Here is a 23426-nt window from a genome sequence, read left to right as displayed (position 1 = left end):
CAATCACCTTCTTCCTTATTCTTGCTTCTATTTCATCTTTTCCTAGCAGCCCTAAGGCCTACCGGACACACTTAGCTTTTAGTACTTAGCCTTTAGCACTTCATCACAACATATCCAATGCCTTTTCCATCGCGCTAATTAAGCGCTCAACATCTTCCATCGTGTTATAAACCCCAAACGAAACGCGAACGGTACCTGAAACCCCTAAAGCATCCATTAATGGGTGGGCACAATGGTGACCAGAGCGTACAGCGATGCCCTGTTTGTCTAACAAGGTGGCGATGTCTTGATGATGAACCCCATCAACAACAAAAGTAAGCACACTACCTGAAGCTTGCGGGTGAACCAAGGTAAGGTCATCCATTTTACTTAGGGCGCTTGCAGTCGCTTCAACCAAAGCGTGAATGTGCGATTCAATAACTTTCGAATCTAAGCCTTGATACCAATTGATAGCGGTTGCAAGGGCAATCGCACCAGCCACATTTGGCGTACCAGCTTCAAATTTTCCAGGTAAATCAGAAAAGGTCGTCCCGTCAAAGCTGACTTTTTCTACCATCTTTCCACCACCGTGCCATGGTGGCATCGCTTCTAGCAGTGCGAGTTTTCCGTATAGCACGCCGATTCCGGTAGGAGCATATAGCTTGTGCCCGGAAAATACATAGAAATCGGCATCTAGCGTTTTAACATCAACGTGCTCATGCACAATGCCTTGCGCTCCATCGACGACCACGACAGCGCCAGCGTTGTGACTGCGCTCTATGATGGTTTCAATCGGTTGGCGGTAACCTGTGACATTCGTAATGTGGGCGACAGCAACCAGTTTTGTTTTGTGATTAAGTAATACGGAGAAGGCATCTAGGTCTAGTTCACCGTTATCGGTCATGGGGATCTTGATGACTTTAGCGCCAGTTTGCTGCGCAACGATTTGCCAGGGCACAATGTTGGCGTGGTGTTCCATTTCACCGACTAATATCTCATCACCAGCCTGTAGCGTATCTCGGGCATAAGTTTGGGCGATGAGGTTTAATGCTTCGGTTGCGCCTCGCGTCCAAATGATCTCTTTACTGCTAGCAGCGCCAATAAAGTCTTTTACACACTCACGCGCCGCTTCAAATTGAAAGGTCGCATTGGCAGTTAAGCTATGGCTACCGCGATGCACATTGGCATTTTGTTGACTGTAATAATGGCTGATCGCATCAATCACCACTTGGGGTTTTTGAGTGGTAGCGGCGCTATCAAGGTAAACCAGAGACTCCCCTGCGATGTTTTGTTGTAAGGCCGGGAATTGTTTGCGGATATCGTCGATGTGCATCTATTTACCCATCTCATGGTAGTGAAGTGTGGGTTGAGTGACCATAGGTTCGGCAATGCTCCACGCATGTGGTTTACCAGATAATTGGATGACGATCTCCATGGCGAACTCCAAAGCGGTTCCCGGCCCTTGGCTTGTCATTAGGTTATGAGTAATGTCATAAACCACGCGCTTAACACGCCTTAGTTCTTCTGGGATTTGCTCTTGAAAGGCTGGATGGCAAGTCATTAAGGCTTTGGTGTATAGCTGATTATGTTGCAGAACCAAAGCAGGAGCAGCGCATATTGCGCCCATCAAGCGGCTTTCATACATATGCTGTTTAATCATCTCTATGAGCACAGTGCTGTCGCGAAAAGCTTCAGAGCCACCAACGCCACCAGGCAATAAGATGGCATCAAATTCTTGATCGGCGATATCGATTAAACGGCAATCTGCAGTGAGCGTTACCCCACGAGAAGCTTTCATCGTCAGCTTACCCTCAGGATCGGCACTTGCGACGGTAACTTCGTAGCCTGCACGAACCATAATATCAATGATGGTGACCGCTTCCATCTCTTCGCTGCCTTCGGCAATAGGGACTAATATTTTATGACTCATCGTTGGCTCCAAGATTGTTCGATTTGTTTAATACTCTCAAGCAGTTGCTTATTAGCAGGAACAGAAAGTTGATGTTGTTGCGCGCATTTGACCACATAGCCAGTAATGAAGTCTATCTCTGACACACGCTGGTGCTGTATATCTTGCTGCATGGAGGAGTAATTTTCAGCCGTTGCTCCAATGACATTATAAACAGTTTGTTTCAACGTCTCTGTATCCAATTCAACCTGTTGCTGTTGCATGACTTGAGTCAGCTCATTAATGATAGTGTTGATTTGTTCGCTATAACGGTCGTTAGCCAGAGCACCGTTTTTACACTGATTGAGTGCGGTGAGCGGGTTGATAGCACAATTTATGGCGAGCTTTTGCCAGAGTGCATCGATAATATGAGAGTTCCAACTTGTTTGTGATAGCGCGTGATTAAAAACATCGGCAACAAAAGCACATTGTTGACCCTTCTTGTTCCATGCTCCGATCTGAGTGGCTCCCATGCCAGTATGGTTTACTTGATGCTTACTTGGTTTGAAGGCGGCTTGTGTGGTAGTGGCAATTAAGACTGGCCAGTTTGAAAGCGTTTCTTCTAACTCATCTAGCGCACCCATACCGTTGTGCATGAATAACAAGATAGTATCGGGGTGGATGTGAGCGAGTAATGGGGTAACCGCGCTTTCTACCTGCCAAGCTTTTACGGTGACTAGTACCAGATCGCTATTAGCCAAAAACTCAGCATCGTTGCTAGGTAAAGTGATGGTTTCTTCGTTATCGAATTGAAGGGAATAAGTGGAAATTACCTTTTTTCGCTGCCACAGAGCGATATTATGCTCAGCTTGTTGCAGTTTGTATGCCCAAAGAGAGCCAATGGCACCAGGGCCAACAATGGTGATATTCAAGATGTTTACCTAGCAGAAATCTATGCTAAAAGCATAACGCTAGCGTGTTAGATTTCCAAGGGGAAGGAGCAAGGTGGAGTTATTTAGCCATAAAAAATGGCGCTTAAAAGCGCCATTTCAAATCTTGTTGCTAACAACTCAAATTAGAATTTGTAGTTGATGCGGTAGATTACTAGGTCGTTGTAGCCTTGGATACCTAGTTTATTGTGTGTGAAGCGGTAAAGAACACCAGTAGACCAGTCTTCAGTTACGTTCCACATTGCGTTCAAGCTGCCGTTTAGGCCAGTTTTTCCGCCTTGGTTATCTGCGTAGTGCTCGTTACGACCGAATTCATACTCACCCCAGCTAGAGAAAGTAAAGCTTTGACCTGCGATGTCAGTGTTGTAGAAACCAACCCAACCAGCCATACCACCGTTTGCACCGCTGATAGCGCCGCTTACATCTTTTCCGCTCGAGTCTTTACCTACAACGCCTGATGTGTTTACTTGGTGAGCACCAATGAATGGGGTGAATGCCCAACCGTCACCAGAAAGGCCAGTGTAACCAAGACCTACTACACGGTTTTGCTCGTGGAATGCAAAAGCATCGCCGTCAGTGTTGTACACTTGAGCGTAAAGGCTAGCACCTGTTTCGCCAAGGTTGTAATGGATAGAACCTTTTAGAGATGCGCCACGCTTATCGTGTGCACGATCAACACCTTCGTAGTCGTAGAAACCGTAGATTTGGCCCCAATCAAAAGCAGCGCCACCTTCAATACCGATAACCGCTTGGTTACGATCTTCTGCTTTGTTTTCTGTTCCGTGATCCCATTTTTGGTAATCTAGGTACATGCTACCAAAACCGTATAGGTATTCTGCTTGAACGGGTGCTGTTGCAGCTGCTGCAACAAGGCTAAGAGCCAAAAGTGATTTACGCATAGGTGTCTACTCTTTCAATTTATGAATGTGTTAACCAATGATCCATGGTCGCTTCAGTCCTTTGACGGCTATCATATAGATATTTCTCTCAATTAAAAGTGTAACGAATGAGAAAAAGAAACCGTTTGCGTGACTTGGATCACATAAAATAAATGTTAGGGGAACTTTGTTGGTTCGCAGCAATAATAGTCGCTAATTGGCGATTCTCAAGTCGATTGTTAACAGGTAATCGGTTTCGTTCTAACTTTTGAGCAAAATAGTCGAGCTATATGTAAATGCTTGTGACACGGGGCTTGAGACAAAAAAACCGACCCATTCAGGTCGGTTATGTATGCGTTTTTATATAGTTGTAGTGGTTATTTTTTTATTCTCTTTTGAGTTCAACATCTTGCTCAATATCTTGATCTCGTTTTCGTGCTTTTTCGAGTAAATCGGTAAAATAGTGTCTTAATGAATAGAGCATGACTAAGCTTGGAATCACCATTAGTGCCGTAATAATGAAGAATAACGACCAGTCATTAAGGTAATCAGCTAACTCTCCACTAAACGAGGCAAGGGTTGTGCGGCCAAAGTTACCTAATGACGCGAGCAGCGCATACTGTGTGGCTGAGAATGCTTGCCCGGTTAACACGGTTAGGAAAGACACAAAAGCAACAGTAGAGAAGGCTGTCGTAAAGTTGTCAACGATGATCGTTGCTAAGAATAGGTTCTCATTCGGCCCTACGCTTGCAATCCATGCAAACATTAAGTTACTGGCTGCCATTGCTATGCCGCCGATCATTAGGCCACGCACGATACCAAATTTCACATTGAACATACTGCCCACGATGGTAAAGACAATCGTGACCCACCATCCAATCAATTTGGAGTAGTGACCAATTTGTTCGTTACTGAAGCCGACTTCTTTGTAAAAGGCAATCGACATACGGCCAAGGAATGCTTCGCCAATCTTGAACAAAAAGACAAACAACAGAAGCGTAACCGCGACGCGAACGCCATTTCGCTTAAAGAAATCCCAGAAAGGCTCAATTGCGGTTACGGTTAACCAAGCAACCAGTTTGGACCCCACCACTTCAGAGTGACGAGCTTCGGCTTGCATTTGCAAGCGTTCTCGCAGTGTTTTTGGTTCACCGACTAACAGGGTAAATAACATGAGAACGCCGACGATAACGGCCATTCCGTAATAAACGCCATTCCAACCTATCGCATCAGCATTAACAAATGCTAGATAGCCTGGCAATGAGTAACCCGTCCACCAACCGGCTACAGCCATTGCAGAGGCTTGTGGTAGTTTGCTGGATTCTGACTTAGGAAACGTATCAATACGGTAGGCATCAATGGCAATGTCTTGCGTTGCTGAAGCGATCGCAATACCCAGTGCGAGCATGGAGGTGAACATTAAGTCATTAGCGGGATTAACTCCGGCAATAAATAAGGTGCAGATCAACACAAAGCATTGGCAAAAGAATATCCAACTACGACGTTGTCCAAGTAGGCGGTGAAGCAAAGGGAGTTTGACGCGGTCGACTAACGGAGCCCAAAGAAAGTTAATGGCATAAACAGCAAATACAGAACCAAAATAGCCGATTGCAGCGCGAGTAAGACCAGCATCTTTAAGCCAGCCAGACATATTGGAACCGATGAGTACCCAAGGGAAACCACTGGAGCAACCCAGCATGAATACCCAAAGTAAGCGTCTATCAAGATAGCTGCGGAACGTTTCCATCCAAGACATTTTACTTGTCATTGAACACTCCTTGTTGCAAAGAAAAATAGCGAAGAAAAAAGGCTGACTCAGTGGTCAGCCTTGAATGGGATTTTATTTTTGTAGTGTTACTTTGTTGACGACGATTGGGGCTACCGGAACATCTCTCATGCCATTACGAGTACCCGTTGGTTGCATTGCCATGCTTTGAATGACTTCAAACCCTTGCGTTACTTTGCCAAACACGGCATAGCCGTCATTACGAGCAGAGTAATTTAAGAAATCGTTATCTTGTAAGTTAACAAAAAACTGTCGGCTAGCAGAGTGAGGATCCGACGTTCTAGCCATTGCGATAGTCGCAACGTCATTGTTTAATCCATTACTTGCTTCATTGCGAATAGGAGCGTAAGTCGCAAGGCGATTTAGATCGGCGTCAAAGCCGCCACCCTGAGCCATGAAACCAGCAATTACGCGGTGAAACTGACTGCCTTCGTAGCTACCATCTTCAACGTAGCGCAAAAAGTTTGCGACGGTGATTGGGGCTTTTTCTTCATTAAGTTCAACAGTGAAGTTACCTTGTGTGGTTTCAAACACCACATTGGCTGCCAGTGTTGGCCATGCGATGCAGCAAAGCATCGCGACAAATAATTTACGCATTTAGAAGCGCTCCTTCATGTAATCAGAAAGCTCTTGGTCATTGGCAATTTCAGCCAACGTTAAATTGATCACATCATTAAGCACTGTCGCGATTTCTTCATCAGAAGCGGCCATTGTGCCTGTCTTTTTACCCGTTCCGTTGTAGGTCTTAACGAATTTACCTTGTGGTGTTTCAGCGGTCAGTTGCAGAGTGACAACTGCATCCATTTCGTTCTCCATTAGGGTATTAGCAACATTAACAAGCACTTGCTGAACTTCTAGCGTGAGTGTGTTGTTACTGTTTACAACCATTTGGAAGCCTTGAGAGATTAACTGCTCGTAAAGAGCGGTTTCAATAGCAACACGAAGGTTTTGACGCGCATGAATTGGTTGAGTGCTCTTACGGCCACTTTTCACGAGAGCAACATATTGGGCTGTACGTAAATCTTTGCTCGATAAAGTGAACGTCACGTTATCAACCATTTTTTGATTGCTTAACGTTGGTTGCGGGTTAATGCTGATTTGCTCTTCTTTTTGTGGAGAAGCGCAGGCCGCAAGTAGTACGATTGAGGCAGCAACAATCAGTTTTCTCATGCTGTATTCCTTTATTAGTGTGCTGTCGATAGGGACGGCATTAGTAGTCAGTATGAAGATAATAGTGAATTACTTAGTGGCTTGTAAAATAACAAATTTATTGTTTGATGCAACCACGTCTACATTTGACTGACCAAATAAGCGTTTAAGCTTAACATCGTAGCCTAGGTGGCGGTTGCCAATAACAATTAATTGACCGCCAGTATTAAGAACATGCTTTGCATCACAGAACATTTGCCAAGCAATATGATCAGTAATGGCTTGTTGTTGATGAAATGGAGGGTTACACAAGACTAAATAGGTACTGTCTGGTGTAAACCCATCTAAACAGTTATTAGCAATGCACTGAATATCGCGATCTTCGCCCAAGTTGTCGATTAAATTCCGCTTGGCTGATTCAACCGCCATAAAACTCTCGTCAACACAGGTGATGCGAGCTTGAGGGTTTAGTTGAGCAGCTTTGATAGCTAATACTCCGTTACCGCAGCCTAAGTCAATGATATGACACAGTTCAGGGTCTTGTGGAATATGCTCTAGCATCAGGCGAGCGCCAAGATCTAAGCTTTCTCCTGAATAGACGTTCGCATAGTTTTTCAATGTGATGTCATGACCGTCTACAGGCCAGTCAGTTGTGTTATTAACATCAGGAGCATCCTGACAGGTTGGTGTAGAGAAAACCAAGCGATGTTTTTTCCACGCTAAAGACGTGGTGGTTTCCCCTAAGTGCTTTTCGAACAGATTCAAAGTAGACGTATGAATGTCTTTCACTTTGTTAACGCCGATTACCTTACAATGGTCGGGTAAGTGTTTTCGCAATTGTGATAGTTGCCAAGTGAGTAGGCGATTGCTTTTTGGCAACTGCATGAGCACAAGATCAATATCGGCAGGGATGTTCTCTAAGCAAGAAAGCAGTTCAATACTGTTACACTGGTTTTGCTGCAAGTTCTTAAGCGTGCCACGGTGGCTAATAAATGAGTCACTCATCATAAATACGTGATGATTTTCTGAAAACCAGCAAGATAACGCGCCAAAATGGTCATTTAGAATTAAGATTCGCTGTTGCGGTTCTAAATTCAGCTCCTGTTCAACATGGTTAATGAGGTACTCATCTCCAGCGTTCCATGCCTGTAAGGTGTCATTATTGCGTTTTGGGTAGCGATTCAGAGTCAAGCTGCGCTCGAAAAGGTTCAGTTCAGTATTCATTTTTAATAACTATGCCAGTTTCAGTTGTTCTATTGTCTCAAAAGGGTTTCCAACAGGAAACAAAAAAATTCAAACGATTTTGAAACAGAACAAGAACCTCAAAACAGTAAATAACCTGATACAATTACCCCTAAAAGATAATAGATAGCTTATAGTTAATACGATTATAATATTGCCCGTCAGTTACGTTAAGGAAGGACTATGATTCAAGAAATCATTGAAACTAAACTGCATTTTGCGTTTGAACCCGAACATCTCGATGTGAACAACGAAAGCTACATGCACAATGTTCCCGCTGGTTCGGAAAGCCATTTTAAAGTTATCATTGTGAGTGATGCGTTTGAATCTCAACGCTTGATTGCTCGCCATCGACAAGTCAATGTCGCTTTAGCCGAAGAGCTAGAAAACAACATTCATGCATTGTCGATTCATACCTATACATCTAAAGAATGGAAAGAACTTAGAGATGGCGCGCCAGAAAGCCCGATGTGCATGGGTGGCAGCAATACCCCCTCTAACTAGTAATGAATTGTTGCAGAAACATTCTGTTTCACTCATTTAGCCCGTGAATGGATGTTAATGCCATAAAAGAATAAGTAATGTTGTGTTGTTTTATGAATAAACAGTGCAATTGCAACTCAAGAAATTTAACATTTGTGCGACAGCTCAAACTTATTTGATTTGATGAGCTAATCTTTAACCAATAAGCATTAATTAACTGATTATTCGAGCGAGAGGTCATGGCATCAATGGTTGAAATGATGCTAGACTTACGCCCTGAAAGCGGCCTTTCTCCTTACATTGTGAAAGGTTGATTAATGGATTGTTGCGATTTTGGCCAAGGTGTAGGCCGAAACTCGACACAAAAATGTCGTGTCTAAATGTTACGCAAATAACAGAATCTTTTTCCCGATAAAATAGTGCAAGTGCGTATGATTACAATAAAAAAGGGTTTGGATCTTCCTATTGCAGGTGGACCATCCCAGGTGATAAGTGATGGCAAAGCCATTAACAAAGTCGCCTTGCTTGGCGAAGAATACGTGGGTATGCGTCCAACGATGCATGTTCGCGTGGGTGATGATGTGATAAAAGGCCAAGTTCTTTTTGTAGATAAAAAGAACGAAGGCGTTAAATTCACAGCTCCAGCAAGTGGTAAAGTCATTGAAGTTAACCGAGGCGCTAAACGCGTTCTTCAGTCCGTTGTGATTGAAGTATCTGGTAACGAACAAGTGACTTTTGAAAGCTACAAAGCAGACCAACTAGCAAGTCTTGATCGCGATGTGATCAAAACTCAACTGGTTGATTCTGGTTCGTGGACTGCTTTGCGTACCCGTCCTTTTAGCAAGGTTCCTTCAATTTCGTCGTCTACCCAGGCGATTTTTGTGACTGCAATGGATACTAATCCGTTAGCAGCTGACCCTGAAGTGATAATCGGTGAGCAAGCAGAAGCGTTTTCTGCTGGTCTAGATTTGCTGTCTAAGTTAACTGACGGCAAAGTTTACGTATGTAAAAAAGGCCACAGCTTACCTCGCTCAACTCAAAGCAATGTCGAAGAACATGTATTTGATGGTCCACACCCTGCAGGGTTGGTGGGCACTCACATGCATCATCTGTATCCGGTCAATGCTGAACATGTAGCGTGGGGCATTAACTACCAAGATGTGATTGCATTTGGTCAGTTATTCCTAACAGGTGAGCTTTACACAGATCGCGTGGTTTCTCTCGCTGGTCCTGTTGTTAACAAACCTCGCTTAGTTCGTACACAAATAGGTGCTCATTTAGGTGACTTAGCGGATAGCGAGTTAATGCCTGGTGATGTACGTATTGTTTCCGGCTCAGTATTAACTGGCACACATGCAACTGGCCCTCATGCATATCTTGGCCGTTATCATCTGCAAGTGTCGGCATTACGTGAAGGTTACGAGAAAGAGCTGTTTGGTTGGGCTATGCCTGGCAAAAACAAGTTCTCGGTAACGAAAGCTTTCTTAAGTCACTTCTTCCCAAGTCAAGTGTTCAACATGACCACAACGACGAACGGCAGTGATCGTGCAATGGTTCCAATTGGTAACTACGAAAAAGTAATGCCACTTGATATGGAACCTACTTTGCTTCTTCGCGATCTTTGCGCGGGTGACATTGATAGTGCTCAAGCACTAGGTGCGTTAGAGCTGGACGAAGAAGATGTGGCTTTATGCTCTTTTGTTTGTCCGGGCAAATATGATTACGCTGAAATGCTGCGTGATTGTCTAGACGCCATCGAGAAGGAAGGGTAAGTCATGGCTTTGAAGAAGTTCATTGAAGACATAGAACATCATTTTGAGCCGGGTGGTAAACACGAAAAATGGTTTGCCCTTTATGAAGCAGCAGCAACGTTGTTTTATACGCCTGGTTTAGTAACAAAAAAAGGCACTCACGTACGTGATAGTGTCGATCTAAAACGCATCATGATCATGGTGTGGTTTGCGGTATTCCCTGCCATGTTTTGGGGTATGTACAACACTGGCCATCAGGCTATCGTTGCACTTAACCACTTATATTCAGGTGCAGAGCTTGCTTCAGTTATCGCAGGTAACTGGCACTATTGGGCAACCGAGTTAATCGGAGGCACATTAGGAGCAGAGGCCGGATGGGGCACCAAAATGCTTCTCGGGGCCACGTATTTCCTACCTATCTACGCGACAGTGTTCATCGTCGGTGGTTTCTGGGAAGTGCTGTTCTGTATGGTGCGCAAGCACGAAGTTAACGAAGGTTTCTTTGTTACTTCGATTTTATTTGCCTTAATCGTTCCGCCAACATTGCCTCTTTGGCAAGCAGCACTAGGTATTACCTTTGGTGTTGTTGTCGCTAAAGAAATCTTTGGTGGTACTGGCCGTAACTTCCTTAACCCAGCGCTTGCCGGTCGTGCATTCCTGTTCTTTGCATACCCTGCACAGATTTCAGGTGATGTTGTTTGGACTGCAGCTGATGGCTTCTCTGGTGCTACGGCACTTAGCCAGTGGGCGCAAGGTGGTAACGGTGCACTTATCAATGGTGTAACGGGCGAAGCAATTACTTGGATGGATGCCTTTATTGGTAATATTCCGGGTTCAATTGGTGAAGTATCTACATTGGCACTGATGATCGGTGCGGCAATGATTGTGTACATGGGCATTGCTTCATGGCGCATTATCATTGGTGTAATGCTTGGCATGGTTGCGACTTCGTTCTTGTTCAATGTGATCGGTTCTGACACCAACGCAATGTTTGCGATGCCTTGGCACTGGCACTTAGTGCTTGGTGGTTTTGCATTCGGCATGTTCTTCATGGCGACAGACCCTGTATCGGCTTCATTTACCGACAACGGTAAGTGGGTATACGGTGCATTGATTGGTGCAATGTGTGTAATGATTCGTGTGGCTAACCCTGCATACCCTGAGGGTATGATGCTAGCTATCTTATTCGCGAACTTGTTTGCACCTCTATTCGACCACGTTGTGGTTGAGAAGAACATCAAGCGGAGAAACGCACGCTATGGCAAATAATAACGATAGCATTAAAAAGACGCTGTTTGTTGTTATCGCATTGAGCTTAGTGTGCTCAATTGTGGTGTCGGCTTCAGCAGTACTCTTACGTGGTCTACAGCAAGAGAATGCTCTACTTGATAAGCAATCAAAAATTGTTCAAGTAGCTGGATTTGTAGCTGAGTCCAATGACAAGGTTAAATCTCTTTATGCAGAGAAGATTGAACCTCGTTTGGTTGATTTTGCAACCGGCGACTTCGTTGATGCAGACGCAACTGTATTCGACCAACGTCAAGCAGCTAAAGATCCTGCTCAGTCAATCAAACTGACGGGCGAACAAGATAAAGCTAAGATCATTCGTCGTGCCAATACAGGTATTGTTTACCTTGTAAAAGACGGTGCGGAGACGACTAAAGTGATCATTCCTGTTCACGGTAATGGTCTTTGGTCGATGATGTACGCATTTGTTGCGGTAGAAACTGATGGCAACACGGTTTCTGGTCTTACTTACTACGAGCAAGGTGAAACTCCTGGGCTTGGTGGCGAGATCGAAAACCCAGCTTGGCGTGCACAGTTCGTTGGCAAAAAACTGTTCGATGAGAACCACAAACCTGCGATTGAAGTCGTTAAAGGTGGCGCTCCGGAAGGTTCTGAGCACGGTGTTGATGGCCTTTCTGGTGCAACATTAACAGCGACTGGCGTTCAACACACTTTCGATTTTTGGTTAGGTGACATGGGCTTTGGTCCTTTCCTAGCAAAAGTACGTGACGGAGGCCTGAACTAATGTCAAATGCAAAAGACATGAAGAAGAACCTTCTTTCGCCAGTACTAGACAACAACCCGATTGCCTTACAGGTACTGGGTGTTTGTTCTGCTCTGGCGGTAACGACAAAACTTGAAACTGCGTTTGTTATGACCCTAGCTGTTATCTTTGTAACGGCATTGTCTAACTTCTTCGTTTCAGTTATTCGTAATCACATTCCAAACAGCGTTCGTATCATCGTACAGATGGCCATTATCGCATCTTTGGTAATCGTGGTAGACCAAGTATTAAAGGCATTCCTATACGATATCTCTAAACAGTTATCTGTATTCGTTGGTCTTATCATTACAAACTGTATCGTAATGGGTCGTGCGGAAGCATACGCAATGAAGTCGAAGCCACTGCCATCATTAATTGATGGTATCGGTAATGGCTTAGGTTACGGTTTTGTATTGATTACCGTTGCTTTCTTCCGTGAACTGTTTGGTAGCGGTAAGCTATTTGGTTTGGAAGTACTTCCATTGGTTAGCAATGGTGGTTGGTATCAACCAAACGGTTTGATGCTGCTAGCACCTTCTGCGTTCTTCTTAATTGGTTTCATGATTTGGGCTATCCGTATCATTAAGCCAGAACAAATAGAACCGAAGGAGTAGGGACGTTATGGAACATTATATTAGTCTGCTTGTTAAATCGATCTTCATCGAAAACTTGGCACTGTCGTTCTTCCTAGGTATGTGTACTTTCTTGGCCGTGTCTAAGAAAGTGAAAACATCGTTTGGCTTGGGTGTTGCGGTAATCGTGGTGTTGACCATCGCGGTCCCTGTTAACAACCTACTGTACAACCTAGTACTAAAAGACAGCGCATTGGTTGCTGGTGTTGATCTGAGTTTCCTAAACTTCATCACCTTCATCGGTGTAATCGCCGCATTGGTACAGATCCTAGAAATGGTCTTAGACCGCTTCTTCCCACCTTTGTATAACGCGTTAGGTATTTTCCTCCCGCTTATCACAGTGAACTGTGCAATCTTTGGTGGCGTATCATTCATGGTACAGCGCGATTACAACTTCGTAGAATCGGTCGTTTACGGCTTTGGTTCTGGTGTGGGTTGGATGCTAGCTATCGTAGCACTTGCAGGTATCCGTGAGAAAATGAAGTACTCAGACGTACCTCCGGGTCTACGTGGTTTAGGTATTACCTTTATCTCTGTAGGTTTGATGGCGTTGGGCTTTATGTCTTTCTCTGGTGTTCAACTGTAAGTCGGGTAAACCGCACAATTTATAAGGAATAGTCAATGGACATTATTCTTGGTGTCGTGATGTTTACTCTGATTGTACTGGCATTGGTTCTAGTGATCTTATTCGCTAAATCTAAGCTGGTACCAACAGGTGACGTTACAATCACAGTTAATGGTGACCCAGAGAAGAGCTTTGTAACTTCTCCGGGTGACAAATTACTCGGCGCTATGGCGGGTAAAGGTATCTTCGTTTCATCTGCTTGTGGTGGCGGTGGCTCTTGTGGTCAGTGTCGCGTAAAAGTAAAAGCGGGTGGTGGTGATATTCTTCCAACTGAACGTGATCACATCTCTAAAGGTGAAGCACGTGAAGGTGAGCGTCTAGCTTGCCAGGTTGCTGTGAAAACAGACATGGATATCGAGCTTCCTGAAGAAATCTTCGGTGTTAAAAAGTGGGAATGTACTGTTCTTTCTAATGACAACGAAGCGACCTTCATCAAAGAGCTTGTGCTTAAGATCCCTGATGGCGAAGAAGTGCCGTTCCGAGCGGGTGGTTACATCCAAATCGAAGCAGAACCTCATCACATTAAATACGCTGATTTCGATATTCCTGAAGAGTATCGTGGTGACTGGGATAAGTTTAACTTGTTCCGTTACGAGTCTGTGGTTAACGAACCGTCAATCCGTGCTTACTCTATGGCGTCATACCCAGAAGAAGAAGGCCTGATTAAGCTTAACGTTCGTATCGCAACTCCGCCGCCTAATAATCCAGACGTGGCTCCAGGTGTGATGTCTTCATACATCTGGTCACTGAAAGAAGGCGATAGCTGTACTATTTCAGGTCCATTTGGTGAGTTCTTCGCTAAAGATACTGACAACGAAATGGTATTCATCGGTGGTGGTGCTGGTATGGCTCCGATGCGTTCACACATCTTTGATCAGTTACTTCGCCTTAAGTCTTCTCGTAAGATGACTTACTGGTACGGTGCTCGTTCTAAGCGTGAGATGTTCTACATTGAAGATTTCGATACTTTGCAAAAAGATAACGAAAACTTCTCATGGCATGTCGCTTTGTCTGATCCGTCACCAGAAGATAACTGGGATGGTTACACCGGCTTCATTCACAACGTGATTTATGAAAACTACTTGAAAGATCATGACGCACCAGAAGATTGTGAATACTACATGTGTGGTCCACCTATGATGAACGCAGCCGTAATCGGTATGCTGAAAGACCTAGGTGTAGAAGACGAAAACATCTTGCTTGATGACTTCGGTGGCTAAACCCATCTAAGTGTTTGAATCTATGGCTGGCTCTTTTGAGTCAGCCATTTGTTTTTTAGCAAGGCATAAGGCAAAAGGCTTAAAGGGAACCTCCTTTTGTTTTTCGCCTTCTGCCTTCACCCTATATATTGGAGTACGCAAGTGAGAATTTGGCTTGTAGCATTAACTTCTTTTTTACTGCTTTCTGGTTGTACTGATGCGCCTAAACAGGTGCATTTAACGGGCCCGACAATGGGAACGACTTACAACGTAAAATACCTTCCTACTGAAAACTCACCAACGGGTGAAGAGCTTCAGGTTGAAATTGACAAGTTACTTGAGTTGGTTAACGACCAAATGTCGACTTACCGTAAAGACTCAGAGCTGAGCCGCTTTAACCAATTCAAAGGAGATACTCGTTTCGAGGTTTCAAGTGAGACCGCTCTTGTAGTGAAAGAAGCCATTCGCCTGAATAAGCTTACTGAAGGTGCTCTGGATGTCACGGTTGGCCCGCTTGTTAATTTATGGGGGTTTGGCCCGGAAGCACGTCCTGACGTCGTCCCTTCTGATGAAGAACTTGCACAACGCAAGGCGATGACAGGTATAAAATACTTAAGCGTTGAAGGGAACACTCTGACTAAAACATTGCCTAACTTATATGTCGATCTTTCTACTATCGCAAAAGGTTGGGGCGTAGATGTTGTAGCGGAATATGTAGCGTCACAAGGCATAGCCAACTATATGGTTGAAGTTGGTGGTGAAATGCGAGTCAAGGGCGTTAATGGTGAGCAAGTACCGTGGCGCATCGCGATAGAAAAGCCGTCTGTTGAGGAGCGAGCAATTCAAGACATAATCGAGCCGGGTAATATGGCTATCGCGACTTCTGGTGACTATCGTAACTATTTTGAAAGTAACGGTGTGCGCTATTCTCACATTATTAATCCTCAAACTGGCAAGCCAATAAACCATAAAGTGGTTTCTGTGACAGTACTGCATCCGTCAAGCATGACGGCAGATGGCCTAGCAACAGGCTTAATGGTATTGGGCGAAGAAAAAGGGTTAGCGGTTGCCAATCAAAATGATATTGCAGCGATGATCATTACTAAATCACAAGATGGCTTCAAAGAATTTTATTCAGATGCCTTTTTACCATTTATTAAGAAATAGGAGAGAGCGATGACCACCTTTTTAGTCACTTTCGGTGTTTTCCTTGCTGTGATTGCAGCGATGGCTGTGGGTTATATCTTCCAGAAAAAAGTCGTGAAAGGAAGTTGTGGTGGCCTTGGCGCAATGGGCATAGACAAAGTGTGTAATTGCCCAGAACCTTGTGATGCTCGTAAAAAGAGAGAAGCAAGAGAAGCACGAGCAGCTGAGTGGAAGAAAAACCAAATTCTGTAGCTGGTGTGTACTGTTTGCTGTTAGATAGGTACAAGTACAGCAGTAAGCAGAATAAATTGAGATAGAAAAACAAAAAGGAGAGCTTAAGCTCTCCTTTTTAATGTCAGGGGTTAACTGGTTTTGGCGATGAGTCGGTTTCTACCATCGTCTTTGGCTTTATAAAGCAGTTCATCGGCTTCTCGCAGATGCTCGTTAAGGTCAACCTCAGAGGCGCCGGACGTTACCCCAATACTAACCGTAACTCGAATATCTTGCCCATCAAACGACATTTCATACTGTTCGATGTCTTTGCGAGTATTTTCCAAACGAGTGATGAAATCGATATAGCTAGATCTACTGACCACACAAAACTCTTCACCGCCAAATCGAATCGCCATATCGTCTTTGAAGTTCTTTTGCAGCAATTTCGCGACTTTTGCGAGAACCAAGTCACCGCATTCATGACCGTAGTTGTCGTTTACTTTTTTAAAGAAATCGATATCGATCATAGCAACATTTCTATTGCCATCTCTGATTCGGCTGCATTCCTCGAATAAATAGCGACGGTTCCACAACCCGGTTAACGAGTCTTGATTCGCCATTCGATATAGCTCATCAGTCACGTCTTTCATGTCGAGGATGTGTTGTACTCGGCAATAAAACTCTTCTTGGTTAAATGGCTTGTACAGAAAATCGTTGGCTCCGGCTTTTAGAAAACGAGCCGTTAAGGTTCGGTCACTGTTTGCGGACAGCCCAAGTATCGCGACATGGTTTCTATCAAAGTCGTGGCGAATCTCCCTAGTTAGGGTAATACCATCTTTATTCGGCATGTCATGATCGGTGATCACCAGAGTAATGTCTGGGTTATCTTTTAATGCTTGGAGGCCAAGTTCACCATCCTTTGCTTGAATGGTTTCGATAAACTGATGTTCTAGCAGGTAGGTCACGTGGTTACGCACCATGGCGGAATCATCTACCACTAAAGCTTTATGTGAGTGATTGGCAAGCAAGCGTTTTAGTAGTGGTCGTAAGTAAGAAACTGAAGCGGTACTGTCTTTGGTTATATAATCCAATACGCCTTTTGCGATCACTCTTTCTCTTACGGCATCACTGAACATAGCGGTAAGAATGATGACTCGAAGTTTGTACGATAGTACTAAATCAATGATCTCGCCGTCCTCTCCGTCGGGCAGACAGTAATCGAGAACCGCACACATAAAGTTGGTGTCGTTGTCTAAAATAATCTTTGCGTCCGAGCAAGACGCAGCTAACACCACATCAAACCCGATGGATGTTAATTGAGACTCTAAATAATTACGAAAAGCGCGGCTATCTTCTACAACCAAAATTCGGTTTAGCACTAGACCCTCTGATGACAAATCAATCCCTTGAATTAATTGTAATGCTTTGATTGGATTACGCCACGATAAATGCAGCTTTGATAACAATATTGGGTTAATTATCACTATTGGCTTAATGAGTTAGATTTATTATACTGTTCTTTTATACAGCTATTGGGTGGCAAGATGCAATTCGAGCGAAAAATTATCCATGTTGATATGGATTGTTTCTATGCAGCTGTCGAAATGCGAGACAACCCAAGTTACAGAGGGCGGCCTCTTGCGGTCGGTGGGCATGAAAAACAGCGTGGTGTTTTGAGTACCTGTAACTATGAAGCTCGTAAGTTTGGGATTCGCTCTGCGATGCCTACAGGGCAAGCGCTAAAGCTTTGTCCGTCACTGTTAGTAGTGCCAGGCCGAATGCAAGTTTATAACTCAGTATCAAAGCAAATACGCGCTATTTTTGAACGCTATACCTTAATCATTGAACCGCTATCGTTAGACGAAGCCTATCTGGATGTAACCGAATGTACCATGCTGCATGGTAGCGCAACCTTGATAGCGGAATCTATTCGAAAAGACATATGGAATGAGTTGAACCTAACGGCGTCGGCGGGTATCGCGCCGTTGAAGTTTCTTGCCAAAGTGGCTTCGGATCTCAATAAACCCAATGGTCAATACGTGATCCCGCCGGAAAGGGTACAAGAAGAGATCGATAAGTTGCCACTGGAAAAAATCCCTGGTGTTGGCAAAGTCAGCTTAGAAAAATTGCATCAAGCTGGATTTTACGTCTGCCTAGACATTAGAAACAGCGATTACCGAGAGCTGTTACTTAAATTTGGCCGAATGGGGGCGTCGTTATGGAAGCGAAGCCGAGGCATTGATGATCGAGAAGTGACCACCGAGCGGGAGCGAAAGTCCGTTGGCGTTGAGCGGACATTCAGCGAAAATATCTCTAGTTACGAGCAATGTTGGCAGGTGATCACCGACAGGTTATACCCAGAGTTAGATAAGCGACTTGAAAAAGCCAGCCCAGAAAAAGCCATCATTAAGCAGGGCATCAAAGTAAAATTTGCGGATTTTCAACAAACCACCATTGAACATATTCATCCCGAATTAGAGCTCGACGATTTTAGGCACCTACTTCGTGAAGTCTTAAAGCGTCAGCAAGGACGCGAGATTCGCTTGCTCGGTTTGAGCGTGATGCTTAAACCTCAAGAGCAAGCGAAGCAACTCAGTTTTTTCTAAGCGCGAGCGTGTACGATAGCTTGGACTACATCGGCAAACGGTAGGTGTTCAAGTGTAGCGAACCCCTCCATTTTCTTCGCTTTGGTTTTGGTTATCAAAGGTGTGGTGATGCCACAAAGAAACCTTGCCACGCTTTGGTCTGTTACCGAAGACGGGCAAGCTTGAAGAAAAGGGGCTATCCATTGCTGTATTTGTTCAATGGCCGCTAGGTGATGTTCGTGATGAGAACCCGGTAATTTAGCGACTTGCCCCATACACACCGAGCAGTGACCACATTTATCCGGTGCTTTTTCATCTGCAAAGTAGCGCGCAAGCTGATGACTCAAACACTGGTCAGATTCAAATAACTCAACCATATTTCGGATACGACCGATCTCACTGGCTTCTTTTTGTTCAAACAAGTTATATAACTCAAGAGCCAGTTGGGAAACGGGTTGGCTGGTGTCTATGACTTGATACACCTCAGTAATTTGCTTGCTTTCTAGTTCTATCCAGCCTTGCTCATTAAAGTAATCGATGGCGGCAACAACACGCTGACGAGGGGCGTTGTGGTATTGGTATAGCGCATCGAAATCAAGCTGGTGCCAAACTCGCGCCTTTGGAGCACATTGGAAGATGGCTTCAACGAAGGCTTGTCTCTCTCCTTGGAAGTGAGCCAAGATCTCGTGTTTGGTTTTGATTAATTTGAATCGATAATCGGCGAAATAACTGAACTTAGGGGAAATGACGTTTTTTAGTTCAAGATAAACCAGCAGTGTTTTCAACGATAACTGACGAATATTATACTCACGGGAAAGGTGATTAAGCGTAAATTCCCAGTCACCGTCTTGTTGGTAAATGAGCTGCAACACACCAGCAATCGCGGCTTCGTCTGGCGTATCGCCATAAACAAAGTTTTCCAGCACGGTTAACCCCATTTTATTGCCTAATAAAATACAGTCAGATTCGTTGCGGTCTCGGCCAGCTCTGCCAATCTCTTGGCTGTAGTTTTCAATCGATTTGGGTAAATCAAAGTGGATGACTTGGCGGATGTCGGCTTTATCTACGCCCATGCCAAATGCGATGGTGGCGACAATGCAGTTAATTTCCCCGAGCATAAACTGGCGTTGGATTGCTTCACGCACCTCAGAGGCTAGCCCTGCATGATAGGCGTGAGCATTAACGTCGAGCTTTTGAAGCTGTATAGCCACTTGCTCAGCGGTTTGCTGCAAGGTGACGTAAATGATGCTGGGTTTACTTTCTGATTCTTGCAGGTGGTTATATAACGCATCGAGTTTGTCGTCATTGTCACACGGTTTGATCATCAGATTAAGGTTAGGGCGATAGAACCCCGTGATCACGATATGTTCAGGAGCAATGGCAAATTTACTCTTCATATCCTCAATAACACTGGGTGTTGCCGTGGCTGTGAGCAGTAATACTTGAGGTATGTTCAACTGCTGCATGTATTGAGGTAGCTTTAAATAATCGGGGCGAAAGTTATGCCCCCACTCGGAAATACAGTGTGCTTCATCCACCACCATCATCGACAGTGGAATTTGGCTAATGAAGTGTCTGAAACGTTCGTTTTTGAGCCTTTCTACCGAGATCATCAAGATTTTTATTGATCCGTCGCGCACTCCTTGCATGACTTGCTGTACCGCGTCTCTGTCCATAGAAGAATCGATAGACGCCGCAGCGATGCCTTTACCTTGTAAGAAATCCACTTGGTCTTTGATTAATGCTAACAGAGGAGAAATGACCAAGGTCAGGTGTGGTAAATGTAGGGCAGGCAGTTGATAACAAAGGGACTTACCTGAACCTGTAGGAAAAATAGCAGCGCAAGAGTGGCCGGACATGACGGTATCAATCACCTCTTGTTGACCTTGTCTTAACGCATCAAAGCCAAAAATCTGTTGAAGTGAGTGTTCGATAGTCGGTGCTGTCATTGCTTCTTTCCCATATTTCGCTGATTCAGTGTATTCTACCCGTAAGTGAAATTAAGAGAGAGCATTTAGTGGATAAATCCGAGCTATGCCAACTAATACTGACTGAGTTGCATAAGGTGCATCAGGTTTCTTTGGCTGCCACCCAATCTGCTATTGAATCAGCAACCAACGAAGAAACCATTCCTGACAATAAATATGACACGCTGGCGCTAGAAGCTGCGTATCTTGCTCATGGCCAAGCACAACGGGTACAAGAGTGTGAAGAGAATATTCGTCAATACCGGGAGCTGGTATTAAGAGAATTTACGATAGATACGCCTATTACTGTCAGCGCGCTGGTGGAAGTTGTCGATGAAGATGATAAGTTGAGCTGGTTTTTTGTTGGCCCATGCGGCGGAGGTTTGAGTGTAAAGTTGCTCAATGAACAAGTTTCAGTTGCTGTAGTGACACCACAAGCACCACTAGGAAAAGCGTTGATGGGTAAATTTTTGCACGATGAAGTGGACGTTAAAATAGGTAATAAAATCCACTACTATGAAGTGACTCAGGTGTTGTAATTTTTGACATCGAGAAAGAACAAATAAGAGAGTATTAAGATGAAAAGATCATGGTTAGCCTTGGGGCTACTGCTATCAAGCCAAGGTGTGCTTGCCGGTCAGTGCAAAATAGATGTCGGCAATGAGGTTCACTTAGACGGTGCGCAGGTTGAAGTTTACCAGCAGGGCCAACCTAAAGTGCTCATTGATAAAGACAACAATGTATTCATCAATGGTGAAGCGTTGGATCTTGATCAGATGCAGCAACAAGCCGCGCAAGCTTACCGTGAAAAGATGAATAAGTACGTGCCCAAGGCAAAAACCATTGCCAACAGTGGTGTTGAGTTAGCGAAAGAGATTGTTGATGATGTCAGCAGCAGTTTTGACAACAGCGAAGCGTTCGACAACGTGAAAGTGGCCATTGATAAATTCTATGCCGACATAGAAGCTCGCTATACCCAAGACGGTAGCTTTGTATTAAAAGAAGAGGCATTTAGCGATGCTTGGAATAATTGGCGCAGTGAATTTGATCAGATGCGTGAAACCTTTGATTCTGAATTTTTCTCCAGTGCTTTTACTGCTCTATCTGAAAAAATGAAAACGGAAGGTGGCATTAACCTAACGGAGCTGAAAGACAAAATGACCGAGTTGAAAAATCAACTTGAAGCAAAAGTCAAAGGACGCTCTGAAGACATAAAACAAGATGCTGAGCAGTATTGCGACGAGCTTGAAGCAGTAGCGGAAGAAGAAAAAGCACTGCATGAAAAAATACCTGAGCTTAAAAACTATCGAGTATTTACGATTTAAACTGCAATAACGGTGCTGTAACGATGAGGCCACGTAAAGTGGCCTCTTTTTTTGCCAAATCCAGGCTTTTAAATTGGAACGTATGGCTGTGTATAGACATATTTACACTCGTTCCTATAAATATTAAAGCAAAATCATAGTGGATCTCACGTCCTTTACTTGCCTTAACAGTATTTTTTGTTAGTGTACCAGTCAACTAGTTCATGAAAGCATATTTACAATGGCAAACACACGCGAAAGTTTTGGTTCAAGATTAGGTTTTATTCTGGCGGCGGCAGGGGCTGCGGTTGGTCTGGGTAATATTTGGGGCTTCCCTACTCAAGCTGCGAGTAATGGTGGCGGCGCCTTTTTGATGGTCTACCTGGTGATGATCTTGGTGGTTGCTTACCCAATGCTGGTGGTCGAGATGGCGATTGGCCGACACGGTCAAGCAAACCCAGTTGATAGCATGCGCTCCTTGACTTCAAACTCCACTGGCAAGCGTGTTGGTAGCCTTATTGGTTGGGTTGGCCTAAGTGTGCCAAGTGCGGTACTCGCTTTCTACAGCATTGTAGGCGGTTGGTTAATCTGCTTCTTGCTTGGTGCAGTAACTGAATTACTCGGCATGGTGGACGCAACCGCTTGGTTTAAAGGATTTAGTGTAGAGCGAAACCTATTTGGTACCTTAACTTTCTACGTGCTGACGATTTTGATCGTGCAAGGCGGCGTGAAACAAGGTATCGAGAAATGGTCAACTCGCTTAATGCCAGCCTTGTTTGTACTGTTTGCTGTGTTATTTGTTTACATCATGATGCAAGACGGCGCTGTTGAAGGGCTTAAACATTACCTCATTCCAGACTTCGATAAAATCTGGAATCGTAAGCTGATATTAGCCGCTATGGGCCAGGGGTTCTTTTCTCTGACCATAGGTGGTTGTTCGATGCTGATTTACGGCTCGTACCTGAGTAAAAAAGAAAACCTGCCTAAGATGGCAATGAGCGTCACCTTAGTTGATAGTGCTGTCGCGTTTGTAGCCGGTCTTGTGGTTATGCCAGCAATGTTTGTTGCGATGCAAAAAGGCGTTGAGATTTACGCTCAAGATGGCTCGCTGTTAAGTTCAGACACGCTCGTGTTTACGGTGCTTCCTTTGATGTTTGATAGCCTTGGCGTGTTAGGGCTGATATTTTCTGTCGTGTTCTTCTTATTGTTAACGATTGCCGCACTGACATCCTCTATCTCTATGTTGGAATGCCCGGTTGCTTTGGTCAGTGAACGATTTGAAACCAAGCGTACGCCAACCAGTTGGGTGTTGGGCAGCTTAATCGCACTATTTAGTGTTGTGATTGTATTCAACTTCGGTGACCTGTTTGGCCTCGTTGCTATGATTGCAACCCAGTATCTACAACCAACCGCTGCGCTTATGTTCTGTCTCTTTGGTGGCTGGGTTTGGAACCGAAACAGCAAGATTAAAGAACTTGAGCAAGGTTATCCTGATTTCCAAATGGGCCTGTTTGGTAAAGTATGGCCTTTGTATGTTAAGTTCGTCTGCCCGATATTAGTCGCAACGGTGATCTGGGCTTCTTTCTAGTTCCGCTTTGT

Annotated in this window: 23 protein-coding genes; 13 read left to right on the top strand and 10 right to left on the bottom strand. The window is 44.4% G+C overall.

Annotated elements, in window-relative coordinates; all coding sequences use genetic code 11:
- Positions 1 to 103: 103 nt before the first annotated feature.
- From csdA to QWZ04_RS13760, 8 genes are all read right to left on the bottom strand, one after another.
- The gene (gene csdA / locus QWZ04_RS13795; RefSeq protein ID WP_290328858.1) at positions 104 to 1312 is read right to left on the bottom strand and encodes a cysteine desulfurase CsdA; all 1209 of its coding nucleotides are present in this window, start codon (positions 1310 to 1312) and stop codon (positions 104 to 106) included.
- Positions 1313 to 1909: a DJ-1 family glyoxalase III gene (locus QWZ04_RS13790; protein ID WP_290328857.1), complete on the bottom strand. Its 597-nt coding sequence runs from the start codon at positions 1907 to 1909 to the stop codon at positions 1313 to 1315.
- On the bottom strand, positions 1906 to 2799 hold the full coding sequence (panE, locus tag QWZ04_RS13785) for a 2-dehydropantoate 2-reductase (RefSeq protein ID WP_290328856.1): 894 nt from the start codon (positions 2797 to 2799) through the stop codon (positions 1906 to 1908). Before panE ends, QWZ04_RS13790 begins: the two co-directional genes overlap by 4 nt.
- A gap of 143 nt (positions 2800 to 2942) precedes the next feature.
- Positions 2943 to 3716: an outer membrane protein OmpK gene (locus tag QWZ04_RS13780; protein ID WP_290328855.1), complete on the bottom strand. Its 774-nt coding sequence runs from the start codon at positions 3714 to 3716 to the stop codon at positions 2943 to 2945.
- 364 nt (positions 3717 to 4080) lie between these two features.
- Positions 4081 to 5463, bottom strand: a complete 1383-nt coding sequence (locus tag QWZ04_RS13775; RefSeq protein WP_290328854.1) for an AmpG family muropeptide MFS transporter — start codon at positions 5461 to 5463, stop codon at positions 4081 to 4083.
- Positions 5464 to 5535: 72 nt separating this feature from the next.
- Positions 5536 to 6078: a peptidylprolyl isomerase gene (locus QWZ04_RS13770; RefSeq protein WP_435433617.1), complete on the bottom strand. Its 543-nt coding sequence runs from the start codon at positions 6076 to 6078 to the stop codon at positions 5536 to 5538.
- A complete protein-coding gene (locus QWZ04_RS13765) occupies positions 6079 to 6651 on the bottom strand; it encodes a YajG family lipoprotein (protein ID WP_102522131.1) in 573 nt (190 codons plus the stop codon).
- A gap of 69 nt (positions 6652 to 6720) precedes the next feature.
- Positions 6721 to 7854 (bottom strand): methyltransferase, encoded by a 1134-nt coding sequence (locus QWZ04_RS13760; protein WP_290328853.1) that lies wholly within the window; start codon positions 7852 to 7854, stop codon positions 6721 to 6723.
- Between the two features lie 201 nt (positions 7855 to 8055).
- Here QWZ04_RS13760 and bolA point away from each other — a divergent pair, with 201 nt between their 5' ends.
- From bolA to nqrM, 9 genes are all read left to right on the top strand, one after another.
- Positions 8056 to 8376: a transcriptional regulator BolA gene (gene bolA / locus QWZ04_RS13755; RefSeq protein ID WP_102522129.1), complete on the top strand. Its 321-nt coding sequence runs from the start codon at positions 8056 to 8058 to the stop codon at positions 8374 to 8376.
- Between the two features lie 410 nt (positions 8377 to 8786).
- Complete coding sequence (locus QWZ04_RS13750) at positions 8787 to 10127, top strand: Na(+)-translocating NADH-quinone reductase subunit A (protein WP_290328852.1); 1341 nt, start codon at positions 8787 to 8789, stop codon at positions 10125 to 10127.
- 3 nt (positions 10128 to 10130) lie between these two features.
- On the top strand, positions 10131 to 11375 hold the full coding sequence (locus QWZ04_RS13745) for an NADH:ubiquinone reductase (Na(+)-transporting) subunit B (protein WP_290328851.1): 1245 nt from the start codon (positions 10131 to 10133) through the stop codon (positions 11373 to 11375).
- Complete coding sequence (locus QWZ04_RS13740) at positions 11365 to 12138, top strand: Na(+)-translocating NADH-quinone reductase subunit C (protein WP_290328850.1); 774 nt, start codon at positions 11365 to 11367, stop codon at positions 12136 to 12138. Before QWZ04_RS13745 ends, QWZ04_RS13740 begins: the two co-directional genes overlap by 11 nt.
- Positions 12138 to 12770, top strand: coding sequence for an NADH:ubiquinone reductase (Na(+)-transporting) subunit D (locus tag QWZ04_RS13735; RefSeq protein ID WP_102522125.1), 633 nt, complete (start codon positions 12138 to 12140; stop codon positions 12768 to 12770). The genes QWZ04_RS13740 and QWZ04_RS13735 overlap by 1 nt, the downstream gene beginning before the upstream one ends.
- Positions 12771 to 12777: 7 nt before the next feature.
- Entirely contained in the window at positions 12778 to 13374 is a 597-nt protein-coding gene (gene nqrE, locus QWZ04_RS13730; RefSeq protein WP_102522124.1) for an NADH:ubiquinone reductase (Na(+)-transporting) subunit E, read from the top strand.
- 35 nt (positions 13375 to 13409) lie between these two features.
- Positions 13410 to 14633 carry an NADH:ubiquinone reductase (Na(+)-transporting) subunit F gene (gene nqrF, locus QWZ04_RS13725; RefSeq protein ID WP_290328849.1) on the top strand — a complete coding sequence of 408 codons (1224 nt, stop codon included), beginning with the start codon at positions 13410 to 13412 and terminating at the stop codon, positions 14631 to 14633.
- A gap of 141 nt (positions 14634 to 14774) precedes the next feature.
- Positions 14775 to 15779, top strand: coding sequence for an FAD:protein FMN transferase (locus QWZ04_RS13720; RefSeq protein ID WP_290328848.1), 1005 nt, complete (start codon positions 14775 to 14777; stop codon positions 15777 to 15779).
- Positions 15780 to 15788: 9 nt separating this feature from the next.
- Positions 15789 to 16010, top strand: coding sequence for a (Na+)-NQR maturation NqrM (nqrM, locus tag QWZ04_RS13715; RefSeq protein ID WP_290328847.1), 222 nt, complete (start codon positions 15789 to 15791; stop codon positions 16008 to 16010).
- A 110-nt stretch (positions 16011 to 16120) separates the two neighbouring features.
- On the opposite strand, the gene QWZ04_RS13710 is transcribed toward nqrM, so the two are convergent.
- The gene (locus tag QWZ04_RS13710) at positions 16121 to 17350 is read right to left on the bottom strand and encodes a diguanylate cyclase (RefSeq protein ID WP_290328846.1); all 1230 of its coding nucleotides are present in this window, start codon (positions 17348 to 17350) and stop codon (positions 16121 to 16123) included.
- 165 nt (positions 17351 to 17515) lie between these two features.
- Here QWZ04_RS13710 and dinB point away from each other — a divergent pair, with 165 nt between their 5' ends.
- Positions 17516 to 18577, top strand: coding sequence for a DNA polymerase IV (gene dinB, locus QWZ04_RS13705; protein ID WP_290328845.1), 1062 nt, complete (start codon positions 17516 to 17518; stop codon positions 18575 to 18577).
- Here the strand turns inward: dinB and QWZ04_RS13700 are convergent.
- The gene (locus tag QWZ04_RS13700) at positions 18574 to 20505 is read right to left on the bottom strand and encodes a RecQ family ATP-dependent DNA helicase (protein WP_290328844.1); all 1932 of its coding nucleotides are present in this window, start codon (positions 20503 to 20505) and stop codon (positions 18574 to 18576) included. The genes dinB and QWZ04_RS13700 overlap by 4 nt on opposite strands.
- A gap of 68 nt (positions 20506 to 20573) precedes the next feature.
- On the opposite strand from QWZ04_RS13700, the gene QWZ04_RS13695 reads away from it, so the two are divergent.
- The 3 genes from QWZ04_RS13695 to QWZ04_RS13685 all read left to right on the top strand — a co-directional run bounded on the left by QWZ04_RS13695 (position 20574) and on the right by QWZ04_RS13685 (position 23415).
- Positions 20574 to 21062 carry a transcription elongation factor gene (locus QWZ04_RS13695; RefSeq protein ID WP_290328843.1) on the top strand — a complete coding sequence of 163 codons (489 nt, stop codon included), beginning with the start codon at positions 20574 to 20576 and terminating at the stop codon, positions 21060 to 21062.
- Positions 21063 to 21101: 39 nt separating this feature from the next.
- Positions 21102 to 21848 carry a YggN family protein gene (locus tag QWZ04_RS13690; protein ID WP_290328842.1) on the top strand — a complete coding sequence of 249 codons (747 nt, stop codon included), beginning with the start codon at positions 21102 to 21104 and terminating at the stop codon, positions 21846 to 21848.
- Between the two features lie 220 nt (positions 21849 to 22068).
- Complete coding sequence (locus tag QWZ04_RS13685) at positions 22069 to 23415, top strand: sodium-dependent transporter (RefSeq protein ID WP_290328841.1); 1347 nt, start codon at positions 22069 to 22071, stop codon at positions 23413 to 23415.
- Positions 23416 to 23426: the final 11 nt, after the last annotated feature.

The sequence above is a fragment of the Vibrio tapetis subsp. quintayensis genome (genome assembly GCF_030409945.1).
Taxonomy (GTDB): Bacteria; Pseudomonadota; Gammaproteobacteria; order Enterobacterales; family Vibrionaceae; genus Vibrio; species Vibrio quintayensis.
Note: the sequence above shows the minus strand (reverse complement) of the source record. Positions and strands in the feature narration are given on the sequence as shown.